The organism is Streptomyces monashensis (genome assembly GCF_001866665.1).
GTDB lineage: Bacteria > Actinomycetota > Actinomycetes > Streptomycetales > Streptomycetaceae > Streptomyces > Streptomyces monashensis.
On the sequence record NZ_MLYO01000015.1, the window covers coordinates 150,786 to 172,803 of the forward strand.

A 22,018-nucleotide genomic window follows, 5' to 3' on the forward strand; every position below is an offset into this window, starting at 1 on the left:
GGAAGTCAGGAAGTCTCGGCGCACACCGCCCGAGCCACGACTCGACCAATTCCCAGGGCGGCAAGGCGCAGTCTGCACGTGTGATCCGCCGGCACGTGTGCAGGAACGGTGTCCGGGGCCGAGTGCCCTCCTGGCGGGCCGACGCCCCGTGGATCAGTGCGGAAGCGTCGAGGCGTCGTTGAGGCGGACGGCGCATTCCAACTGGAGTGCGTGGACGAACGGTCGTCCCTCGATGAAGTGGTGGGTGGTCGCGCTGCTCGGATCGTCGGCGGACAGACAGCATCGAGCCAGGGGCGTGAGCAGCGCGGCCTCCGGCCCATCGTCATCGGCGGCCCGGCGCCACCGGCCGTCGGCACGCAGGCAACGGTGCCGGGTCTCGACGAATACGGCCTCAGCGAGTCCGCACACCGCTGTGTCATGCCACCCGGCGGCACCAGGCCGGCGGCCGGCCGTCGCCAACTGCGCTCCACCGCATCGACCGCGACGGCTCGCGCCGCCTCATGTCGGCGAGGACGCGTTCGGCGGTGAAAAGCACCGCGGTGTCGAGCAGGTCGTGCGGACCGTGCGCGGCGACCGCGAGGCCCACCCAGCTCTGTGTGGCGCAGCCAGACGAATCGGTCGTCGTGGCTTCGGCCGATGTTCGCGCGCTCCGGCAACGAGGTGGTGGCGGCCGCGACCGTACCGCCGGACGAACTCGTCAGACCGCGCAGGACGGCCCAGGCGTGCCGGGCATCGCGTGGCGCGGCCAGGCCGGAGCAGTCGGGTACGTCCTGCAGCCAGGCGTCCTGGGTGCGCGTCCACAACTGCGCCGGATCCAGGGGCTCGAAGCTGTCCCGCTCGGACAACTCCAGAACGAGGTGGTGCTGCTCACCCTCGCGCAGCCGGAACGCAGCGCGCAGCCCGATCTCGGGGCGCCGCGTTACCTGGTGCGCGCCGTCGAGCCGCAGCCGCAGGACTTCGGCTTCAGCTGTCCACACATGGCCCTCAAGACGGGGATCACGCACCCGTCCCGCGCCGAAGCCGGGGGGCGAGACCGAGCCGTAGGCGTGCCTCTCCTTTTCGATGCGCATCCGACGCAGCAGCACGAGCCGGTCCACGGCACCGGCATCGCGAGCGCGTCGCGCCACTCGATCACGGCGTCGGCCGTCACCCGGTGGCTCACTCGGATCAGCGTGCCGTCCTCGGGGTACCCGCACCACACACGCCACTGGTCGACTCCCTCAGCACCCACGGAGGGCAGTCGTCGTTCGGCACGGGTACCGGCTTGTCCGCTCTGTCGGTCATGGCACCGGGCCCGGCCGCCCGGCGCAGAGACGGTCCGCAGGCCGACGGAGGGGCACAGCGGACCCGAGAGTGCGAGCATGCGTTGCTCATCGGACGCCGTCCGGGCCTGCCCTCTTCGACGGGTTGGACAGCTGCGTCGGGGAACCCGTCGTCCAGAGCGAACTCCGGCACGAAAGGGCTGCTGAAGATGCGGCCTCGGCACCCCGAGTAGCGCCACATCCACAATGGGCTGCGAGGCATCGCGGCGCAGCGGCGAGATCGAGGCACAGCAGTCGCAGTCCGAAGAGCCTGCGGGTCACCTTCATGGCGCGGGGCGGCGTGCCTCCGGCCTGCCGGGCTGATCACCCTGAGTCGACCTGTCGGCCGGCCCCACAGGACTGAAGAGGCCGTAACGGAAGATGGAGGCGAGACCTCATGCCGTCCGGATCGAGTTCCAAGCGGGAACGACAGTACGAGCACATCAAGAAGAGCGCGGAGGACCGTGGCGAGTCGACGCGGCGGGCCGAGGAGATCGCCGCGCGTACGGTCAACAAGGAGCGGGCGCGGTCGGGCGAGTCGAAGACCGCCAGCAAGGCCTCGATCCGTGATCCGAAGTCGGCGTCCCAACGCGGCGGGCAACGATCGCACAGCGGCGCGGAAGGCCCCACGAAGGATCAGCTCTACGAGGAAGCCAGGAAGCGCAACATCCACGGTCGCTCCTCGATGACCAAGCGGCAGTTGGAGAACGCCCTCGGTCGTTGACGACTGATGTACGAAGGAACGACTTCGGCGCCGCCTGCGGTGAAGGACTGCAGGCGGGCCGCGGTATTCCGGCCCGCACTGGAGGTCGGCGTACGACGAACGTGGTCTGGGCCGAGTTGAACTCGCGTCCGCCTTCTGCATCTTCGATCTTGAGGCATGCGCTGCGAACGTGCGGCCCGCTTGTCCCACAAGGACCCGAACCACGCGGCGGAGCATCCTGGTGCCGACCTTGACGGAGCCGCAGGGCAAACATGGGCCACACGCCTGGTCGAGACGCTGATTGGTGTGTGCGGCACTACGGACAGCCAGGTCGTCGCCGTATCCACGGCCCGCAGGCTGCAGCCTGTCGTGTTTGGCTGCCCCAGTTCGGGGAACCGGAAAAATAGGTGTGTTTCGGACATGAGGCATGTCTGTGGGAGTGGCGTTCCCGTCGCCCGGGCGGGCTGTCCGAAGCGCGTCGCGCGTTCATGGTGAGCGTCGCTCGTCTCTCGCGTATGAGAGGTGCGGTGCACCATGCGAACCCCTACGAGCGCGCAACCGGGCGCGCGACACCATCGCCACGATGATGCCCCGGAAACCGAACAGGCGTTTCGCCTGCTGGCTTCGCTGCCGCCGGGCAGCGAGCACGACGCACTCCGTGAGGAACTGGTCGAGGCCTGGCTGCCGATGTCCGAACGGATCGCGGGCCGCTTTCGCGGCCGGGGCGAGAGCTACGAGGACCTGCGGCAGGTCGCGGCCCTCGCGCTGGTCAAAGCCGTAGACCGGTACGATCCCGAACGCGGCAACGCCTTCGAGAGTTATGCCGTTCCGACCGTGGCGGGGGAGATCAAGCGGCACTTCCGCGACCACCTGTGGAGCGTGCATGTGCCGCGCCGCATACAGGATCTGCGCAACCGGGTGCGGAGCGCTGTGCGGGACCTGTCGCCGACCGTCTCGAATCACTCGCCGAGCGTGAGCGAGATTGCCGGGTACACGGGTCTGAGCGAGGAGGACGTCCGGGCCGGGCTCGAGGCGCTGGAGGGTTACGCCGCGCTGTCCCTGGACGCCGAGGCCCGGGGCAGCGACGACGGCTACTCCATCGGCGACACGCTGGGCTCCTGCGACCCGGCCCTGGACACGGTCGTGGACCGCGAGTCGGTCAAGCCCCGCCTGGCGGCCCTGCCCGAGCGTGAACGCACCATCCTGTATCTGCGCTTCTTCCAGGACATGACCCAGGCCCGCATCGCCGAGCAGCTCGGGATCTCGCAGATGCACGTCTCACGGCTGATCAGCCGCTCCTGCCACCGGCTGCGTGATGAGGTGCTTCAGGACGCCGCCTAGTGCTGGATCCCTCAAAGGAAGTACACACAGCGGCTGCGTAAGTGCCTGGCGGGTGGTGCGGGTCTGCCCCATCCAGGGGCGAGCGCATGAGTTGAACTGGTCGCGCCCAGAGCCTCCAGGCCGTCCAGCCCGAGCGGTTGAAGCGGTGCAGGCACCGGCGCACCGTCTTCTGACCACACCTCAGCTCGTCGACGATCTGCGGGACCAGCTACCGTCCCAGCTCAGCTCCACCACATCCCACGGCGCCTTTCTCGCCCACGCCAGACGGTGGACCACCGCTTGCTCGCCCTCGTCACGGCCCGGCCGTGCCCTCATCACCATGACCGAGCCCCCGCCCCGCTACCAGCAGCGATACCCAGCGAAACCGGAATCCAGCACGAGTCCCGTCTGGTGTGGGGCAGGGTGCGTAGAAGCGCCGGATGGGGGGACCTGGTGTGCAGGCCGGGTTCAGCGGCCCTGGGGACTGGCCCGGTCAGGCTCCTCTGGTTCGGACCGTGAGCCGGGGGAGCCGTCGTGTGGCCGGTGTGGCGCCCGGGGCGGACTGCGAACTGGTGGGGCAACACGTCGCTGTCGGGCACGAGGATTCACGCATCCGCGGGGATCGGATGTCGATGGCGCGACACCATGCTCAACGACTGCCGATCGGCATAGGGCACGCAGCCCGTGGGACGGTATGGGACGTCCGTCGGGCTTGCTGCAGCGGGCACGGTGACGGTCGTGGTGCCGCGTGCTGCGGACTCAGCCGTGGGGTCGGGCCGACGGGTCGTGAACAGTGCTTCGTCCAGCCGGTGGGTGCCGGTGATTGCGCGCGAGTGCGGGCCGCGTCGTCGAGCTTGCGGGTGGTCTGCTCGGCGCTGTCCCTTGGCAGGTCCGTCTGAGGTTGTCGACCGCTGGACGAGGTCCCGCGGAGGCGGCGGATCCGCCATCATCAGGGTGACCGCGTCCGTCTTCGGCTCACTCGCCCGACGTCCAGGCTCGCGGTCCACCGCCGCGCCATTCGATCAGGTCCGAGTCGTCGACCGTCGTGTCGGTCTCCGGGAGGCCCTCCCGGCGCAGAAACTCCACGACGTCGAGCAGGTGGTACGCGGTGCCGACGTCCTTGCCGTGGATCGCGACCTTCCGGCCACCGTCGGGGCCCGGCGGCTGGACGGTCACAGGCGTGCTTTCCATACCCACCGGGTCCCCGGAGCCGAGGCACTCATGCCGTCCCGCGCCCGTCGAACTCCGTCCGTCGCGGGGTATGAGAAGCGTGGGCTCCGTCCCGCCAGCCGACCGGGGGCGGCGTGCGAGGGCACCGCTCACCCGGGGCTACCGCTGGGAAGGGCGAGTTTCACGGCCGGGGTGGAAGCCTTCCCGCTGCTCCACGACGTACGGGGCCATGGCGGCGCGCCGCTGCTTTCTCCGGCTTGGAGGCCCGCCAGGCGTCGCAGGTCTCCTCGGAGTCCCTCAAAAACCGAAGTTCTTCTCAAACTCTGAGGTCAGAGCTTCGACAACGCGGAACTCGCCGCACACGCACGCACGGTGAGACGCCCTCGGATCGCAGGCGGTACGGGAAGCCGCAGCGGATACGGGGCTGCTGACGGCGGCTGTACCGAGGGCTGAGTCGGCTATGGCCGGACAGCGACTCGGAGTCGTCGGAGGAGTGCGTCGATCTCCGGTACCAGCCGGGGGCCCAGGATCGCGACGCCCATCGCGGTGGCCACTCCGGCCCAGGCCACCGGACCGAGCGGTGTGCAGCCGAAGAACTGGCTGAGCAGTGGCGTCTCGACGAGGCCGACCAACACCGCTGCCGAACCGAGGGCTGTGATGAGCACGAGCGGGCTGTGCCGCCGACCGGACACCGTCTGGGTGAGCTGGGCTCCGACCACCCCGCACAGCGCCATCGTGCTGGTCCGTCGCGCGGAGCCGGGAGTGATGGTGCCGATCAGCCAGGCCGTGGTCGCACCCAGCGTGGTGACGATGCCCCGTTCGCGGATCTGGCGCGTCAGCGGATCGCCGAGCGCCGCGACGCCGACCGGGACGCTGTCCGTCAGCGTCGATTCGCCGTCCGGGCTGTCCTCGGTCGTCTCGTCCCGCGGTGTGACCGCGACCGCCATCGCCGGGAACATGTCGGTGAGCAGGTTGACCAGCAGAATCTGCCGTGTGGACAGTGGTGAGGCACCGGAGAGCAGGGTCCCGAGCACCGAGAAACTGATCTCACCCGCGTTGCCGCCGATCAGCACGCTGATCGCATCCGCCACGCTGCGCCACAGCGCTCGGCCTTCGCGACGGCTGCGACGAGCATGGACAGGTCGTCGCTGGTGATCACCAGGTCCGCCGCGTTCCGGGCCGCGGCCGAGCCGCGGACCGCGATGCCGATTCCGATGTCGGAGGCGCGGATGGCAGCGGCGTCGTTGGCACCGTCGCCGACCATGGCGACCACTCGTCCGGCCGCCTGGAGCGCCTCGATCACCTGCAGTTTCTGCTCCGGCGCGACGCGGGCCACCACGTCGCAGTCGCCCAGCAGGCGCGCCCGGCCGCTGCGGTCCTGTTCGGCGAGACGGTCGCCCGTGATCACGGACACGTCGTCGGGCCAGCCGAGTTGGACGGCCACCGCACGGGCCGTCTGCGGATGGTCGCCGGTGAGCATGACGGGGCGCACACCGGCTTGCCGGAGATCGGAAACCAGCGGCGCGGAGCTGGGGCGAGGGGTGTCGGCCAGGGCGACGTAGCCGAGCAGGTCCAGATCCGCGAGAGGGCGGTCGAGCGCCTCGGTGGATTCTTCGGTGCCCGTCAGCGGGCGGCTGGCGACCGCCAGTACCCGCAGGCCGTCAGCGGCCAGGGACTTCGCGACGTCGTCGGTGCTGTCTGCGCAGCCGGGCAGTACGACCTCGGGGGCGCCCTTCACCAGCAGCAGGCGGGAATCGTCCGCGGTGGTGCCGACAGCGGCGGCGTAGCCCCGGCTGGCCTCGAACGGCTGGATCGCGAGGGGCTTGCGCCGTGATCCGGCCGGGGCGGCGGCGAGGATGGCCTCGTCCGTGGAGTGCGCGTGGATGCCCGCCTCGTGGTCGGGGGTGCGGCAGGTCAGTGCGGCCGACCGCAACAGGGGTGCCGCCTCGGCGGCGTCGGCCGGGTGCTGGTCGCCGTCCGCCGTGGCGACGCGCACCACGTGCAGCCGGTTCTGGGTGAGGGTGCCGGTCTTGTCGAAGCAGATGGTGTCCATGCGGCCGAGGGCCTCAAGGGCACGTGGGGTGCGGACCAGTACACCGATCCGGCTGAGCCGACGAGTCGCCGCCAGCTGTGCGACGGTCGCCACGAGCGGCAGTCCCTCGGGGACGGCGGCCACCGCGACGGCCAGTCCACCGCGGACCGCCTCGCGTACCGGTCGGCCGCGCAGCAGCGACAGGCCGGTCACGGCTGTGCCGCCCAGCAGCGTGAACGGCAGCATCCTGCCGGTCAGTTCGTGCAGCCGGGCCTGGACGCCGGGCGCCGGCCGGGTGCGTGCGGCGAGGTGGGCCGCACGCCCGGCCTCGGTCTGGCCGTCGGTGCCCACCACGACGGCACGGCCGTGACCGGCGGCCACGGTGGTGCCCGCGAAGACCATGCAGTGACGGTCGGCCACCGGAGCCTGCGGTGTGGCGTCCACCTGCTTAGCCGTCGGCAACGACTCGCCGGTCAGCGAGGACTCGTCCACCTCCAGGTCCTCGGCCTCGATCAGCCGTCCGTCGGCCGGTACGACGTCTCCGGTGTAGAGCTCGATCAGCTCGCCCGGCGCCAGACGCCGCGCGTCCACGGACCGGGTCTCCCCGCTCTCCACGTCGACGATGCGACGGGCCTCCTGACGCTGCCCCAGCTTGAGCCCGGCCAGCGCGTACTCGGCGCGCAGCCTTTGGAGCCCTCCCACCAGGGCGTTGACACCCAGCGCGCCGCCCACCATCAGCCCGTCCACCATCGCCCCCAGGAGAGCCGACGCGGTCGCGCCGACGAGCAGCAGGGGAGTGAGCGGGTCGTGCAGTTCGGCGCGGACGGCACCGACCAGACGGAACGTCAGGCGAGCGGGAGCGAGCACGGGAAGACGGGCGGCCCTGCCGACGGACTCCCGGAGACCCGCGAACATGTCCGGCTCCGCCGCCCGGGCGCCGGTCCGGAGCCGCGCCAGCACCTCCTGGGGCTGGAGCGCGTGCCAGGGGACTCGGGCCGGTGGGTGCGGCGCACGGTGGGCACTCGCCTGGAGCGCTGCGCGCCAGCCGGATACGAGGGAGGCGGCAGCGGCGGCGTTCACCGGACCGATCCGCAGGCCCAGCGGGAGGGTGACGCGTTTCGAGCGGGCGCCCCGGGTCACCACCAGCAGACCGGCCAGCGCGGCGCCCGCCTCGGCGAAGAGCTTGGAGTGCTCGCTGACGGTCCGCGCGGCGGGAACGGCTGCCAGCAGACGCCACGCGCCTTCCAGCCCGTGCAGCAGCAGGACATCCGCGCCCCACACCACCGCGCTGCGGGCGTCGGTGAGGGAGACGGCGATGTCGCTGCGCAGCAGACCCGCCAGCACGTCACGGCTCTCCGGGTCCAGTTCTTCCTCCGTATCGGCCCCGGCGCAGGGAACGTGGGCCACGGTGAGCACGACGCGGCCCTCGTCCTGAAGTTGTTTCACCACGTCGGCCAACGGCACGTCCAGGCCGACGAGTTGGTCCGCGAGAGCGTCGAAGTCGCCGAGCGATCCGTCGTCCCGCACCACCACGTGGAGACCGGCCCGGCGGGCCGCGTCCATCGCGGCCTCGGCCAGTGGGTCGATCTCCCAGCCGACCAGAACGGTACCGATGTCCCGGCCCCGCTCCGAAGCGATCATCAACCCGGTGTCCGACTCTCCCTGGTCGGGCACCGGGCGCAGTGCGAGCCCGTTCTCCTCGTCGGGCCGCAGGGCGGCCGCCGCGGCCTGCCACAGATGGTCGTGGTCCCATGCGGGCACGTTGGGGTGGACGTCCAGGACCGTGCGCCGGGTACTGCGCAGCGCCTCGGGATGGAGGACCACCGTGTCGACGAGCTCCAGCTGCCTCAGGCGGTCCAGGTTACGGACGAGTACGCCCTCGCAGGCCAGCTCGGTGCACAGGGTCGCGGCGAAAGCTGCTGGTCCGTAGCGCGCGGCTTTGGGATTACCGGCCAGCAGCGCCTCGGCCCCCTCGTGGACATCGCGGGTGAAGAGGAGGGCTCCGGCCGCGCCGAGCAGGGCTCCGGTGACGGCCTGGCCCCGGTACTCCTCGCCCGGGTACGGGTGAAGCGGCGGACGGGCGACCGCGCGGCCGGCGAGGCTCAGCCGTTCCGGCGCGCAGACAGTGTCGTGCGCGGCGTCGAACGCAGCGGCCCGGGCCACGGCCTCGGCCAGCTGGCCCGCCCGCAATGCGGCGTCCAGGACGAGGGCGGTCGGCGACTGCCCGATTCCGTTGGCGGCCGCGTTGACGGCGGCCAGAACCAGATCCGTGGCCGAACGGCCCAGACGGCGCCGCAACACGCTCCGTATCCGCGGCTCCTCACGCAGCAGTGCCACCCCGGCGGTCAGCAGGTGCGGTCCCTGTCTCAGGCGGACAGTCCGCGCCACGACGGCGGTGCTGATCCCGACCGCGTCGCAGAACAGTGCGAGCGCACCGGAACGTATCCCCCCTGTGTGGCCCGGATGCGCCGGCTCCAGCACATCCTCCTCCGGCCGCTCCAGCTTCTGCCGGCCCGCCAGTTCTGTCGCCCTGTCCACCACGCGATCGGCGACGGCGTCCTGCGTCGTCTGTATCACCAGCCGCGCCAGCCCGCCGTCCCAGTAGGCGGCCAGCACGTCCGGATGCTTCGCCAGGCCGGATGCCACGCGCCTGGCAGCTGTCTCCACACTGCGCACGGTTTCTCCCGGACGCGGGCGCAAGGGGAGCTGGACCCGGGTTCCGGCACGCCAGTATCCCTGGCCGGGAGCCATGGCGTTCAGCCCGACCCGGCCGACCCGCACAGCGCTCTCCGCCACCGCCACCGCACCGCGTTCGGTGGCGCGTCCCCCTGCTTCTGCTGCCGCGGCCGCCAGCCGGACAGCAGCACGCGCGCCCGGGAGGAACCGGCCGGCGACCTGCGCCGGCATCCTCACCGAGAGGCTCAGCCCCGCAGCAGGAAGCCGGCTCACCGCGCCAAGGACCATCTCTCACCTCGCGGAACCGATGGACTCACCGGCCGGCCGACCGGCGGGTCTTCTTGGGAGGGTGCGTACCGGCTGCGCGGCCACCGGCCTGCGACCCGCCCCCTCCCTCGGCACGCCCGGAGCGCGACTGCGTCAGCCAGACCACCGCGGCGCCCGCGGCCGCCATCGGCCACTCGATCACACCAACGGCACCCATCAGTCCGACCCCCGCGTACGCTGCCATGCGCCGTGATCGCGGGGAGACGACGCCCACCGTGTCAAGGACGGTGTCGAACGCGTCTTTGACCGCGGGCGCGCCCGGGAGATGGCTCACCGTGGCCGTGACCGTTTCGACGGGATGGAGCAGCTTCTCTGTCGCCGCGGACGATGACGCTTGCGCATTCTTGGTCATGTCCGTCTCATCTCCTAGGTGGGCCGTCCGGTCGGGTCAGGTCGGTGGCGGGTGTCCGGTACCGAGTACCTGGTATGCGGCGCCTTACACGGCCCGGCTGGACGGGTGACAGCGCGGCCGAGTCGGTCCAGCGCCACGTGGCGGCTGGTGCCCCGCACGCGATGATCGGCAACGACGCCTCACCGAACCCTCAAGGAGTGATCAGCCCGATGCTCGAGCGCACCCGGCACAAGAAGCACACAAAGGTCACCTTCATCCTGCCCGCAGGCCATCCGGCACGAGAGGCCAGCGTGGTGGGTGACTTCAACGACTGGCAGCCTGGCGCCCACCCGCTGATGCCGCGTCCCGACGGGAGCCGCGCGGTGACGGTCACCCTGCCGGTCGACCAGCAGCTGGGCTTCCGCTACCTCGCACACGACGACTGCTGGTTCGACGAGGAAGACGCCGACGGCCACGACGGCCGTAACAGCCTCCTGCACACCTGACCTGATCGTTTCCCTCGGCCCAGGCCTGGGGCTGACGCCGGTACCGCTGGACGCCGGGTGTGCGCTTCGACGCCGGCAGCCGCGGCCCGCAGCCGACGGACGCCTCCGACTACCGTCAGATGCCCGTCGGCGTCGTGGGACCGGGCGGCGTCGAGGCGGGGGCGGTCCCGGTGAAGGTGAAGTCGGCGAGCTTGGGGAGATGCGGGCGGCCGTACGGAAGTGTCTCCGCGCCGACGGGTGAGATCTCGCCGGTGGAGATGTCGCCGCGCTCAAGGAGGGCCGGGCCGGTCGGCTCCTCGGACGGCGGTCCAAGGCCGGGGAGTCGTGGGACTGTGGTCCGGCTCCCAGCCGGTCGGCCGGGGTCTGCCGGATGGGCGGGTTGACGATGGAGCCGGACGGTTCCCGGATGTCAGGGGCGGGGGCCGGGGTGGCTGCCGCGGCCGAGGGGGGAAGAACGGCTGTCCTTCGAAGGGCTGCTCCGAGCCGAGGAAGGCGGGTCTTCCCCGGGGCCGGGCGCCTCGGTGATGTCCAGGAACACGTGGATGGCCTGCGGCCACTTCGCGGTGATCCGTCGTTTGAGTCGCACACAGACCAGTTCGACCTCCTCGCTGTCGAGCCCCGGTACCAGATCGATGCGGGCGGCGACGAGGGCCGAGTCCAGCCCCAGTCGCATGGTCAGCAGCGCCGCGACCTTGTCGATCTCGTTCTGGGACCCGAGGAAGTCACCGATCGGGTCGCGCAGTTCCGTGTCGAGCGCCTCGCCGATCAGCCGGTCGCGGGCCTCCCGGGCCAGCCGATAGGCCACGCACAGCAGGAGCAGTCCGATCGCCATGGACGCGCTCGCCTCCCAGGCGACCCGCCCGGTCGCCATGTGCAGCGCGATACCGACCGCCGCGATGATCACGCCGGTCACGGCTGTGGTGTCCTCCGCGATCACCGTGCGCAGCGCCGGGTCGGCCGCGCCGTCACGCTTCCGGCGCGCCTGGTGCAGGGCCCGGAGAAGGGAGGCACCGTCGGCCAGCAGAGCGACGCCGAGCACCGCGAGCCCCGCCGTGTAGCCCGTCGTCGACTCCTGGCGGTCCGACCGCAAGGCCTGAGATCCCTGGTACACGGAGAAACAGCCGCCCATGACGAAGATCCCCACCGCGGCCAGTAGCGCCCAGAAGTAGCGTTCCTTGCCGTAGCCGAACGGATGACGGTCATCGGCGGGCCGCTTGCTGCGGCGTACGGCGATGAGCAGGAACACCTCGTTGAGGCAGTCCGCGACCGAGTGCGCCGCCTCCGAAAGCAGGGCGGGGGACCCGACAAAGAGCCCGGCGACCGCTTTGGCCCCGGCGATCACGAGATTGGCTGCGAGGGCGACGAGAACGGTGATCCGGGTTCGTACGTCCCGGGCCGTGGAGTCCCGATCTCGCCGCCGCTCACCGTCCGTCACCAATGCAGCCCTCCAGCCTGCCGTGCGGACCCGCTTGCCGGCTTGGCGCCCGGACACGACGTGGACCGAGCGCGGAGCTCGGGCCCGCCCCGCGTGAGCATCCGGCCCGGACATGCCGGGGCCCGACGCCCCGTCCACGCCCGAATGCCCCGGTGGGCCGGGTTCATGCGGGGGCAAGGGGAGAGCGCCCGCGTGTGCAGAGCGCGCCGACGGCGCCCCCGCCCCCGCGGGAGCGCCGTCGGCGCGCGGTAAAGCGGCAGCGGTGGGGTACCCGGCGCGGGGAGTGCGGTGACAGCGCCGGGCCAGAGCCTGAACAGGGGGCTGCAATGGAATGTGCGGGACATCGTGAGCGACGCCCCGACCGCCATGGGCGCCCGCGCGGGTGACGTGGGGGCCCGGGTGATGTGTGACCGGGGCATCGGCCTGGGGCCTGGTGGTGGCCGACAGCGAGCGGATCGGCCTGGTCAGCGACAGCGTTCTGATCGCTGTCATCGCAGACGGAGTCAACCCCCGCCGGTTGCTGGTGGCCGAGGACGGTGCCCCGGGGGTTCAGCCGCAGTCCTCGTGGACGAAGACATGGACCACGCTGCGCGCAGGGTGTGTGCCAGGGCGGCTCGGTATGCGGCCGTGAACGCCGACGGTGAAACGGTGGGACGCCGACGGTGAATCGGTGGGTTCGCGGCGGTGGCGCAGGCGATCGAGGGGCCTCGATGCCCAAGGTGGCGCCGACGCCGAATCTCCACGGCAGTTCGGCTCCGGCATGTGACCGCGCCACCGTGACGACCGCGGAACGAGGAACATCGGGAAGGAGAGTTGACGGATCATGCGTATCGCGTTTCTGACAGCGCGTGAGGGCGTCGAACAAGTGGAGTTGACCGAGCCCTGGCAGGCGGCTCTGGCGGCCGGGCTTGATCCGGTGCTGGTGTCGACCGGCCCCGGCCAGGTGCAGGCTTTCCACCATCTCGACAAGGCCGACACGTTCACCGTGGACGAGGTCGTCGGGGACACGTCGGCGGAGTCCTTCGGCGGCCTGGTGCTGCCCGGCGGGGTCGCCAATCCGGACTTCCTGCGGATGAACGACAAGGCCGTCGCGTTCGTGAAGGACTTCTTCGAACAGGGGCGCCCGGTCGCCGCGATCTGTCACGCGCCGTGGACGCTCGTCGAGGCGGACGTGGTGCGGGGTCGCGTGCTGACGTCGTGGCCGAGCCTGCGCACCGACATCCGCAACGCCGGCGGCACCTGGGTTGACGAGCAGGTGAAGATCTGCGGCCACGGGCCCAACAAGCTGGTCACCAGCCGGAAGCCGGACGACCTCAAGGCGTTCTGCGCGGCCTGTCTGGACGTGTTCGAGCAGGAGGAGACAGGCCGGTGAGCGCGACCCCCGACCGCAAGGGCGAACAGCTTGATGCCTTCCGCCCCCGACCCCGCTTCCGGGCCGCTCACCACGGCCCAGGCCGTGCGGGTGGGCCACACGACGACTCGCTGACCGTCGGTGAGCGCGGGCCCACGGTGATGGAGGACTTCCACGCAAGGGATTAACTCACGGTCATGCCACGGACACCTCGCCGCTCAACGGCGATCAGGACGCGATGCGCCTCGTACGGGACGCGTACCGCCACGGCAAGCCGGTGGCGGCGCTGGGCAACGGAGTGGACGTACTGACGGTTCCGGGGCCCGAGGGGGTCCGCCTGTCCACGCGGTCCCGTCGGTTGGTGGCCGACCGGGTCTGGTGACCGACGCCGGACCGGGCCCCGCGAGCGCCGAGTTCGCGCGGGCGCTCGTCGCCGCCGTCGCGGGACACCGCCATCGGGGCCGGCCGCCGGCACGCTGCTGAAGCCGGTGCGCCGAGTGCCCGCTTCGCGCGACGGACCGCGGGTACTCGCGTAGCGGAACGTCGGAAACGGACGTCCCCCGGCCCGTGCCGATGCTCGGCCACGTCACTTCCAGCTACCACAGCCCGGCCCTCGGCCGTCCCTTCGCCCTCGCCCTCGTCGCCGACGGACGGGCGAGGATCGGCGAGACCCTGCTCGCCCCGGTGGGTGAGGACCTGGTGTCCGTCGAGGTGACCGACTTCGTCCTGTACGACCTCGAAGGGACCAAGCGAGATGGCTGAGCCGACCGCCACCGACCCCGCAGCCCTGCGCACCAGCCCCCTGGCGCACCTGGAGGAACGGATGCGCGCCGCCACCGTCAGCGGCGCCCGGGGCGTCGCACTGACCGAGCGGCCGTTCGTCACCATGGTGAACGTGCGCGTCGACCCCGCCTCCGAAGCCGCCGACCGCATCGAGAAGGCCCTGGCGGCAGCGCTCCCGCGGCAGTGCGGCGATACCACCGCCTCCGGACCGCACACGGGCGCCTGGCTCGGACCCGACGAGTGGCTCGTGCTCTCCCAGGCCGAACCGACCGCTGTGACCGCCGAGTTGCGCGAGGTACTCGCGGGCGCCCCCGGCTGGGTCGTGGACGTCCCGGCGAACCGCACCACACTGAAGCTGAGCGGACCGTCCGCCCGGCGGGTGCTGGAGAAGGGCTGCCGGCTGGACCTGCACCCCCGCGCCTTCGGCCCCGGCCAGGCAGTGTCGACCACGGTGGGCCCCGTTCCGGTGCTGCCGTGGCAGGTGGACGACACACCGACGTACCGGCTCTTCCCGCGCTCCTCGTTCGCCGACTACCTGGCCCGTTGACTGATCGACGCGATGAGTGAGTAGCGCGGCCCGGAGTCACCCTGATGGCACTGAGTGCGTTCGACGGATGCGGCGCCCGCCACTGGACATCCACGACTTCATCGGCCACGAGCTCGCCCGTGTCCTCACCTGCATCTTCGGACTGCCGGCCGTCATCGCTCGGAGCAGGCGGTCGGGGCCGGCCGCCGCCTCTTCGGTGAGACCAGTTGCATGAAGCCCATGCGCCTCATCAACGCTCACACCGTGGGCGATGTCTCTTTCCGCAGCGCCGCGGAGCCTTCGCGGAAACCCGTTGGGCGGGGCACGGTGACCACTGCTAGTCTTCCGGAGGCCGTGCGAGAGATTGAGGAGGTGGTACCCGTGAACGTATCAACGTGGGTGCTCTCCTCCAGGGTCACGGTCGGGCGATAGGTCGTCCGGGAGCGCCGTTGTGTGCACTCCCGAAAGGCACGACCATGCAGTTCACTTCCGAACAGCTCCTCGACGACGGCATCTGCGAACGCGAGTTCATGCTCGGCGAGATCCCTGGCATCCTGTGGACGCCCGCATCCGTATCCGCACCGGTCCCGCTGATCCTGCTCGGCCACCCCCCGCTCGGCCTGCGCACGATGTACCCCCGGCTGGCGGGGCGGGCCCGGCACGCCGCGGCGGCGGGCTTCGCCGCGGCCACCATCGAGCTCCCCGGGAGCGGTGACCGGCCCCGGTGGGCCGCCGTCGAGCAGGCCCGCGCCGACCTGCGCCGGGCCGTGGAGGCCGGCGAGCCGGTCGGTGACGAGCTCATCGACGCCCTCGTCCTCCCGCTCGTCGAGAAGTCGGTGCCGGAATGGCAGGCCGCCCTGGACGCCCTTCTCTCGCTGCCCGAGATCGGCGGCCCGGTCGGGTACTCGGGGGGAGTGATCTCCATCGGCATCCGGTTGGCGGGGGTCGAGCCGCGCATCGCGGCCGCGGGCTTGTTCGCCGGGAGTCTCGTGCCCGCCGTCATGTTCGAGGAGGCCCGCCGGGTCACCATTCCGCTGCACGTCCTGCTGCAGTGGGACGACGAAGGCAACGACCGGCAGGCGGCCCTGGACCTGTTCGACGCCTTCGGCTCCAAGGAGAAGGCGCTGCACGCCCATATGGGCGGGCACACGGGCGTCCCGCAGTTCGCAGGGGAGGACGCGGCCGGGTTCTTCGCCCGGCATTTGCGCTAGCCGCGGGCCGGCCCCTTCGCTGGGCCGGTGGACGGCAGGCGGTGCCGGCCGGCACGCCGTTCATCGAGGACGGGCCCCGGCTCTCCTCGATGGCGGTGGCCGGCAGCTGCACAACCGCCCCGATCACGGCGGTACCGGCCATCGGCGGTACCAGCCGGTCGGGGCGGCACTCAGCCACCAGCGCCTCCACCGGCTGGGCCCACGCCGTGAGGGTACGGGCCTGAGATGCGTGTATCAGGCGTCAGCCGCGTGCCGCCAGAACTCCCTGATCACTGGGGCGGGTACCGGACCCATCGCTGCGACCTGGGTCAACAGGATGGTGATCGCACTCGTTGCTGGGATCACGTGCGCCGCAGTGGTGCCCGCCGACAGCCCGTCGGCCAGCAGCATTCGGCAGACGGCCGGCCAGTCGTCGGCGGTGGAGGCCGGCCCGCCATTGCCGAGCGGAAACATGGGCAGACTGCCCCACTTCTTCGCCCCACTGGTGCGCGGCATCCGCGCGCTCGCCAAGGCACCGGCCCCGGCTCGCGAGGACCCGGTGCAAGGGTGAGTCGCGCGTTGGTCAGGTTCCGCCGCCGTGCGTGGCGGACGCCCCTCACTACGACAGCCTGACGGGTCATCGCCGCGCTGCCGAGAACGTCATTCGTGCGTGTCCTGCTGGCTCGGCCCGTAACAGGCGCTGCCGCTTCTGTGATCAAGGCCCAGTAGCGGTCGCCAAAAGACCAGTGCCACCACTTCGTCGGGCAGTTCACCAGGCCGGCGGCCGTCAGAGCGCGCCCCGAAAGAGCCCGGTGTGCGCGCCTGCGTGCCGATCCCGGCAGCGTCGGTGCAGCAGGCACCGGCGCTCTCCTCCGGAGTCGCGTTCATGGCCCTGCCCATACCGGGCTCGTGGCCGTCCGTATCCACGAGTGTGAGATCCACTGAGCGGCAGCATGCGTTCTCACAGGTCAGGAATGATTTCGGGGCCGAAGAGGCATGCCCCGCCCGACCTGCGAGATCACCCTGCTCGCCACCCATCAGGTCGCCGACAGGACGGAGCCGGGGCAGGACCGTACTACCTGTTCTTGATCTGTACGCGCTTGATGTTCACCGGTAGCGTCGGAAAGCCGTCTCCCGGCCCGTTCTGGTCGTCCTCGCCGCCCATCGCGATCTTCTGGAGCACGTCGAGGCCCGCGGTGACTTCGCCGAACGGCGTGTAGGCGGGCGCGAGTTTGGTGTCCTTCCAGACGAAGAAGAACTGGCTTCCGTTGGTGTTGGGCCCGGCGTTGGCCATCGCCACCGTCCCGGCAGGATAGGTCGCCCCGGTCAGGTTCTCGTCGGGGAAGGAGTAACCGGGTCCGCCGCTCCCGGTGCCGGTCGGGTCGCCGCACTGAAGCACGTAGATGTGCGCGGTGGTGAGCCGGTGGCAGTGCGAGCGGTCGAAGTAGGCGCGCTGGGCGAGGAACTTGAAGGAGTACGTGGTGCAGGGAGCCTTGTCGGTCAGTGCCCGAAAGGTGATCGCGCCCTGGCTGGTGCGCAGCGTCGCGCTGTACGGCTTGGCGGCCTGCACCGGGTCGAAGACCGGTATCCCCTTGAAGTTGTCTGCGGGAACGGCCGGCGTGTAGGTGCAGGCGGCCGACTGCGCGGCAGGGGGCGGCGTGTCGGCCGCGGCCTGCGTCGCGGTGCCGAGGGAGAGCAGGGCGGAGGCGGCGAGCAGGGCGCTTGGCTTACGGAGCACGAGGCGGTTCCCTTCGGGGCAGCACCGTACGGGCATGTCATGGCCGCCTCATCTTGCCCGCTCCTCCGGCCGGGTGGAACCCCTGCCCCGGGCACCGTCGACTTTGGTGGCGAGCAGTGCCTGGGTTGGTCAATGCCGCGTCGTCCGCTACCTGCCGCGCCGCGCGGTGGGGTTGACGGAGTCGGAGGAGGATGTGGCAGCGGGCCCGGAGGGCCAGGCGGGCGGCCGGTGGGACGCGGCCTCCTGGACCAGTTACCCGATCGACAGGGAAGTCGCCGACCTGCACACCGTCGCGGATGCGGCGGGCGTCGGCGACTTCGTCCTGGCCGGGTACTCCGGCATGGCTGCGATGGCCGGTTCCCTCGTTCCGTTCACGGAGCGCGCGAAGGGCCTGATGGCAGGCGGTCTCCCGCTGCTCGCGGGCAACGCCTACTGGGGAATGCCGCGTGTATGACTACGTCGGCGGCGCCGCCATCGCACGCCGAATCTCCGAGCACGCCGGTGAACTGCGTGCCCTCGGCTTCGAGATCATCGAACTCGACGGCCAGGACCACATCGGCGCCCTGGCCGAAACGGATCTGATCGCTCCTCAACTGTCCGCCGCGCTGGGCAGAGCCGGTTGGTGAGGCGAACCGGCATCGTATCTGCTGGCTTGCGGATGATCATCCGCTTTCGGCACTCCGGTTCGGCCGTGGTCGGCTCGGCCTGGGCCCGGTCTGCCTCCGCCCGCAGCTCGTCCACGGGTCGGCGAGCTGCAGTCTCGTGGTGTTCCAGCAGTTCAACGACCGACGCATCCCGACAAGGAAGGGAGTTGGTCCCCATCTACCGAGTCCCTCCGCGACCACCGTCACGCACATGACGGGCCCGTCAGTCTCGTCGCGCGACGCCAGAGAAGGAAGAGGCTGGCGACGCCGCGGTACAGCTCGGTTCGCGCCGCGGTCGCAGCTCAGGAATCAACATGCGGATCGCAAGCACGGGTTCGACGAACTACTCCTCGCGCGATCGGATGAACGTTCAGAGGCTGGAGCGCTACTCTCTGACCAGCAGTCACATCCATGGTGCGGCGGAGGCATTCGGCGAGCTCGATGACGCCCGATGTGGAAGAGCACCCGCTGCAGGTGCTTCGTCTGTCCTCCGCCGCTGATCGGCCTCTGCCGCCGGCGTCAGCCGGAGATCTCCTTGCGGGATGTACCCCCGCCGATGGCGATCTTGCGGGGCTTGGCGCGCTCGGCGATCGGGATGTGCAGGTCGAGCAGCGGCGTCGTAGTCGGCCTTGATGTTCTCGGTGTCCAGCGTGTCGGCCGGCACGATCTGGCGGGAGAAGACGCCCAGCGGTCGTTCCGAGTTCCGACTGCCGGAGTGCATCGGTTCCGCGGGAGGCGGTGATTTCCCCCGTGTCCGGTACGTTGCCACGGGGGCGGAGGACCGGGCCAGAAGGCGCTCCGCCTGTGCCGCGGCTCGGCGGCGTTGCGTTGTCCCATGAGGACGCAGGGCGTGTAAACAGCGTCGTCAAGCCGACGACAGATGAGCGGGCTCACCGGATCCCGTAGCAGAGGGGCCCATGCGGACCGGTAGGCACGAAGTAATGCGGCGACCGTCCTGACGTGGGCATCAACATCTTCGTGTCCACAGCTCCCCGCACCGGCACATCACCGTCGCACAGCAGAGCCGCGCGTGCACGACGGACTCTGCCGGGCGACGGATTCGCGGCGCGTATCGAGCCGGGTCAGGACTCCGTGATCTGGATGTGCCGCGGCCTGGTGGCCTGTGTCTTGGGCACGGTGACGGTCAGCACGCCGTCGTGCAGGGTCGCGCTGACCTCCTCGGACCTGACATCGGCGGGGAGGAGGGCCTGGTATTCGAAACGGCCGGTGCGGCGGGTGCTGCGGCGCAGGACGCCTTCACGCTCCCGCTCCTTGTACTCCCCGGTGAGGCGCAGTTTCCGCTCGCTCATCTCGATGCCGATGTCGTCCCGCTTGATCCCGGGCAGATCGGCCTCGAGCACACAGGCGTCGTCGGTCTCCCGCATGTCGGCCGCGGGGGACCACGCCGGCTCGCCCGGAGCGGCCGCGCCTCCCAGCAGCTGGTTCATCCGCTGGAACAGCTCGTCGAAGTCGGCAGCGATGGGTTCACACCGTCCGAAGCCTGGGAACCGTCCCTCCAGCAAGCTGCCGGGCTGGGTCACCGGGCGGGCAGGAAGATTCCGCCGCACTCGGCACGACACGGCACCTCAACCTCAACCGGGCCGTTGACCAGGCCGGTCGCTGGTGTGTCGGCTGCTCCACGCGCCGAGGGAGGGCGAGGGCGCCCCGGCGGCGCGGTACTGATCTCCATGGCTGCGCTGCCTCTCCTCGGGATACCAGCACCACGACTCATGGTGTCTGGCCTGCGAACGCGGGCACGCTCGTAACGTTGGGCGGCCACCACGTCGGGGACAGCAGCTGGCAGTGCGGGCGCCGCTCCGGCACCTCTACCCTCTCGCTCTCTTGAAAATCCCCTTCAGGCGGTCTGTCGTCGTTCCAAAGTGACGTCGTAGCCGAGGGCGTCGAGTTGGGCGAGGAGACGTCGGCGGTGGCGTTCTTCACCGAGGCGGCGGGTGAAGTGGTCGGGGCCGAGGTCCTGGTAGGGCACGTCGGTGGTGAGCATGTGGTAGGCGGAGACGAGCATGCTGTGCGCGACGGCGACGATGGTGCGTTTCTCGCCGCGCCGCGGTCGCAGCCGGTGGTACTGGGCGGCGAGATACGTGCCCTTGGTGCGGCCGATGGCCAGGGCGGCGACGCCGAGTCCGCCCTTGAGCCACACGTTGCCGTGCCGGGTCGGTGCCCGTTTGCGTTTCCCGGCGGACTCGCGGTTGCCGGGGGCGAGCCCGGCCCAGGCGGCCAGGTGCCCGGCGCTCGGGAACCGGCTCATGTCCGCGCCCATCTCCGCGATCATCACGTGGGCCACCGTGGTGCTGATCCCGGGGATCGTGATCAGCAGATCGACCTGGTGGCGAAAGGGGGCGATCTGCCGTTGGATCTCTTCCTCCAGCAGCACGATGCGCGCGTTCGCGTCGCGGATCGCGCGGATCAGGACACGGACCATGAAACCGTGGTGATCAGTGAAGTCGCCCGTGAGTGCCTCGACCAGCTCGTTGTGCTTGCGGCGCATGGCACCGCGGGCCAGCTCGGCCAGCACCTCGGGATCGCGTTCACCGCCGGCCATGGCCTCCAGCATCTCCAGGGCGGAGACACCCGCGATGTCGGAGACGACGAGGGAGAGTTTGATCCCGGCGTCCTCCAGCAGGTTGGCCAGCCGGTTCACCTCCCGGGTGCGCTCCTGGCAGGTCTCGGTGCGGTAGCGGGTCAGATCCCGCAGCCGCCGGATCTCCACTGGGGGCACGAACGAGGGGCGGACCAGGCCGTGCTCGACAAGGCGGCAGATCCACTGCGCATCGGTCACATCCGTCTTGCGGCCCGGCACCGCCTTCATGTGCTGGGCGTTCAGCAGCCACGGCTCGATCCCGTCGGTAGCCTCCAGCAGGTAGTACAACGCTTTCCAATACGAGCCGGTTGCCTCCATCCCGAACACCGTGATCTTGTTGGCGAGCAGGTAGTCCCGCAGCTCAAGCAGCCCGCTCGTGGTCGTTGTGAAGGTGCGTACCTCCTGATGCCGCCGGGTGCCCTTGCCCGGCACCCGAATACACACCTTGCAGTCCCGTTTGCCCAAGTCCCCGCCGCCGCACCGTTCATGAAGCAGGTCCACGCCCGCCCCCTTGCGCTCGTGCCCGATCGTGCGGGCGCCCGCACGGCGGGGTCACAGACCGGTAAGAAGCTCTCTTGCGTGCTCGCGACAACAATCCCGGATGCCTGCACAGACCCCCGCGTCCGACTGGCTAACGGACTCCACCGCACCAAGCAACAACGACGTCAGCCGGACGGACACCCGCACCGATTTTCCCGCCTCCGGGACGAGCGCCGCAGGCGCTCTGGAGGACTGGCTACGTCCCGGACAACGGCTACCGCTCCGCTGCCGTCGGCGGCCCGTGCGCGTTCCGGGGGCCTCTTCGGGTGGCCCCAACCTCGCGCTCCTGCTGCGTCCTCGCTCGCCTTCACCGATTGGCGGCGTCGGCTTGCCGCATGTGGACGCACCAAGGGCAGGTGTCCACGGCGCTACCGCCGGGCATCGTCTGAACCGGCCACTCGGGGCACTCCAGCCCGCCCGAGTCCGTTTCCGTGCTTTCGGCCGGCTCGCAGCTTGCCGGCGCCGGGCGGCTGATGTTCTCGGCCCGTTCCCCAGCGGTGTCGCTGGTGACGTCGGGGCACACCTGCTGTCCGGCAACGAGTTCCCGGTTCGCAGCACCGCGGAATTCCGAGTACCTGGCGACGACGTCCCCGCCGACACGCCGGGCGATGAGGCCCCAGCCGTGCTCGCGGTCGAACCACTTCACCACACCACTGGGCACAAGGAACCTCCGCACCAGAACGGCTTGCCGGGAAGACACCCAGCCTCCGCCCGTGCGCGGATGGTGGCAACCGGCAGGTACCCCGGCGCACGAGGCGAATGCCCCGCGCACCGTACGGGCTGAACCCCAGGCTCCCGACGCACAGGCCGTCGGCCAAGGAGGGCTAGGCCGTGTTTTAGGTCGGA

Annotated in this window: 18 protein-coding genes and 5 pseudogenes; 11 read left to right on the top strand and 12 right to left on the bottom strand. The window is 70.7% G+C overall.

Features of this window, described 5'->3' with window-relative positions; genetic code table 11:
• Nucleotides 1-153 precede the first annotated feature (153 nt).
• Nucleotides 154-408, bottom strand: coding sequence for a hypothetical protein (locus BIV23_RS08600; protein ID WP_071380156.1), 255 nt, complete (start codon nt 406-408; stop codon nt 154-156).
• A 1,290-nt stretch (nt 409-1,698) separates the two neighbouring features.
• On the opposite strand from BIV23_RS08600, the gene BIV23_RS08605 reads away from it, so the two are divergent.
• Together BIV23_RS08605 and BIV23_RS08610 are read left to right on the top strand one after the other, a co-directional pair.
• Nucleotides 1,699-2,025: a plasmid stabilization protein gene (locus BIV23_RS08605; RefSeq protein WP_071380157.1), complete on the top strand. Its 327-nt coding sequence runs from the start codon at nt 1,699-1,701 to the stop codon at nt 2,023-2,025.
• 513 nt (nt 2,026-2,538) lie between these two features.
• Complete coding sequence (locus tag BIV23_RS08610) at nt 2,539-3,345, top strand: RNA polymerase sigma factor SigF (RefSeq protein WP_071380158.1); 807 nt, start codon at nt 2,539-2,541, stop codon at nt 3,343-3,345.
• A gap of 954 nt (nt 3,346-4,299) precedes the next feature.
• On the opposite strand, the gene BIV23_RS08615 is transcribed toward BIV23_RS08610, so the two are convergent.
• On the bottom strand, nt 4,300-4,515 hold the full coding sequence (locus BIV23_RS08615) for a hypothetical protein (RefSeq protein ID WP_177239790.1): 216 nt from the start codon (nt 4,513-4,515) through the stop codon (nt 4,300-4,302).
• A gap of 437 nt (nt 4,516-4,952) precedes the next feature.
• Nucleotides 4,953-9,490 (bottom strand): annotated as a pseudogene (locus BIV23_RS08620) (cation-translocating P-type ATPase).
• 465 nt (nt 9,491-9,955) lie between these two features.
• Between BIV23_RS08620 and BIV23_RS08630 the strand changes: the two are divergent.
• A complete protein-coding gene (locus BIV23_RS08630) occupies nt 9,956-10,366 on the top strand; it encodes an isoamylase early set domain-containing protein (RefSeq protein WP_342746355.1) in 411 nt (136 codons plus the stop codon).
• Between the two features lie 409 nt (nt 10,367-10,775).
• On the opposite strand, the gene BIV23_RS08635 is transcribed toward BIV23_RS08630, so the two are convergent.
• On the bottom strand, nt 10,776-11,741 hold the full coding sequence (locus BIV23_RS08635; RefSeq protein ID WP_425443469.1) for a cation diffusion facilitator family transporter: 966 nt from the start codon (nt 11,739-11,741) through the stop codon (nt 10,776-10,778).
• Nucleotides 11,742-12,207: 466 nt separating this feature from the next.
• On the opposite strand from BIV23_RS08635, the gene BIV23_RS49545 reads away from it, so the two are divergent.
• The 6 genes and pseudogenes from BIV23_RS49545 (at nt 12,208) to BIV23_RS08655 (ending at nt 15,672) form a co-directional block, all read left to right on the top strand.
• The gene (locus tag BIV23_RS49545; RefSeq protein WP_143079061.1) at nt 12,208-12,432 is read left to right on the top strand and encodes a hypothetical protein; all 225 of its coding nucleotides are present in this window, start codon (nt 12,208-12,210) and stop codon (nt 12,430-12,432) included.
• 192 nt (nt 12,433-12,624) lie between these two features.
• A complete protein-coding gene (locus BIV23_RS08640) occupies nt 12,625-13,173 on the top strand; it encodes a type 1 glutamine amidotransferase domain-containing protein (RefSeq protein ID WP_071380162.1) in 549 nt (182 codons plus the stop codon).
• A gap of 217 nt (nt 13,174-13,390) precedes the next feature.
• Complete coding sequence (locus tag BIV23_RS51700) at nt 13,391-13,534, top strand: hypothetical protein (RefSeq protein ID WP_245790455.1); 144 nt, start codon at nt 13,391-13,393, stop codon at nt 13,532-13,534.
• A 182-nt stretch (nt 13,535-13,716) separates the two neighbouring features.
• Nucleotides 13,717-13,914 (top strand): annotated as a pseudogene (locus BIV23_RS08645) (glycine cleavage T C-terminal barrel domain-containing protein); the annotation flags it as partial.
• On the top strand, nt 13,907-14,482 hold the full coding sequence (locus tag BIV23_RS08650) for a sarcosine oxidase subunit gamma (RefSeq protein ID WP_071380164.1): 576 nt from the start codon (nt 13,907-13,909) through the stop codon (nt 14,480-14,482). The pseudogene BIV23_RS08645 and the gene BIV23_RS08650, both read left to right, overlap by 8 nt.
• A 455-nt stretch (nt 14,483-14,937) precedes the next feature.
• On the top strand, nt 14,938-15,672 hold the full coding sequence (locus tag BIV23_RS08655) for a dienelactone hydrolase family protein (RefSeq protein ID WP_071380165.1): 735 nt from the start codon (nt 14,938-14,940) through the stop codon (nt 15,670-15,672).
• Nucleotides 15,673-15,906: 234 nt separating this feature from the next.
• Here the strand turns inward: BIV23_RS08655 and BIV23_RS08665 are convergent, their stop codons facing one another.
• The 3 genes and pseudogenes from BIV23_RS08665 to BIV23_RS08670 all read right to left on the bottom strand — a co-directional run bounded on the left by BIV23_RS08665 (nt 15,907) and on the right by BIV23_RS08670 (nt 17,389).
• Nucleotides 15,907-16,125: a hypothetical protein gene (locus BIV23_RS08665; RefSeq protein ID WP_143079062.1), complete on the bottom strand. Its 219-nt coding sequence runs from the start codon at nt 16,123-16,125 to the stop codon at nt 15,907-15,909.
• A 200-nt stretch (nt 16,126-16,325) separates the two neighbouring features.
• Nucleotides 16,326-16,596, bottom strand: a pseudogene (locus BIV23_RS51705) (M15 family metallopeptidase domain-containing protein); the annotation flags it as partial.
• 130 nt (nt 16,597-16,726) lie between these two features.
• Nucleotides 16,727-17,389, bottom strand: a complete 663-nt coding sequence (locus BIV23_RS08670; RefSeq protein ID WP_245790457.1) for a peptidylprolyl isomerase — start codon at nt 17,387-17,389, stop codon at nt 16,727-16,729.
• Between the two features lie 193 nt (nt 17,390-17,582).
• Between BIV23_RS08670 and BIV23_RS48460 the strand changes: the two genes are divergently transcribed.
• Both BIV23_RS48460 and BIV23_RS50210 read left to right on the top strand, forming a co-directional pair.
• The gene (locus BIV23_RS48460; RefSeq protein WP_071380169.1) at nt 17,583-17,843 is read left to right on the top strand and encodes a hypothetical protein; all 261 of its coding nucleotides are present in this window, start codon (nt 17,583-17,585) and stop codon (nt 17,841-17,843) included.
• The gene (locus tag BIV23_RS50210) at nt 17,836-18,015 is read left to right on the top strand and encodes a hypothetical protein (protein ID WP_071380170.1); all 180 of its coding nucleotides are present in this window, start codon (nt 17,836-17,838) and stop codon (nt 18,013-18,015) included. The genes BIV23_RS48460 and BIV23_RS50210 overlap by 8 nt, the downstream gene beginning before the upstream one ends.
• Before the next feature lie 537 nt (nt 18,016-18,552).
• Here the strand turns inward: BIV23_RS50210 and BIV23_RS45885 are convergent.
• The 5 genes and pseudogenes from BIV23_RS45885 to BIV23_RS08695 form a co-directional block, all read right to left on the bottom strand.
• A pseudogene (locus BIV23_RS45885) lies at nt 18,553-18,733 on the bottom strand (Hsp20/alpha crystallin family protein); the annotation flags it as partial.
• Between the two features lie 125 nt (nt 18,734-18,858).
• Nucleotides 18,859-18,987, bottom strand: a pseudogene (locus BIV23_RS53905) (DUF5133 domain-containing protein); the annotation flags it as partial.
• A gap of 128 nt (nt 18,988-19,115) precedes the next feature.
• Nucleotides 19,116-19,481 carry an Hsp20 family protein gene (locus tag BIV23_RS08685; protein WP_107471117.1) on the bottom strand — a complete coding sequence of 122 codons (366 nt, stop codon included), beginning with the start codon at nt 19,479-19,481 and terminating at the stop codon, nt 19,116-19,118.
• A gap of 407 nt (nt 19,482-19,888) precedes the next feature.
• The gene (locus BIV23_RS08690; protein WP_071380172.1) at nt 19,889-21,133 is read right to left on the bottom strand and encodes an IS110 family RNA-guided transposase; all 1,245 of its coding nucleotides are present in this window, start codon (nt 21,131-21,133) and stop codon (nt 19,889-19,891) included.
• Nucleotides 21,134-21,479: 346 nt separating this feature from the next.
• Nucleotides 21,480-21,818 carry a cold shock domain-containing protein gene (locus BIV23_RS08695; RefSeq protein WP_245790459.1) on the bottom strand — a complete coding sequence of 113 codons (339 nt, stop codon included), beginning with the start codon at nt 21,816-21,818 and terminating at the stop codon, nt 21,480-21,482.
• Nucleotides 21,819-22,018 lie beyond the last annotated feature (200 nt).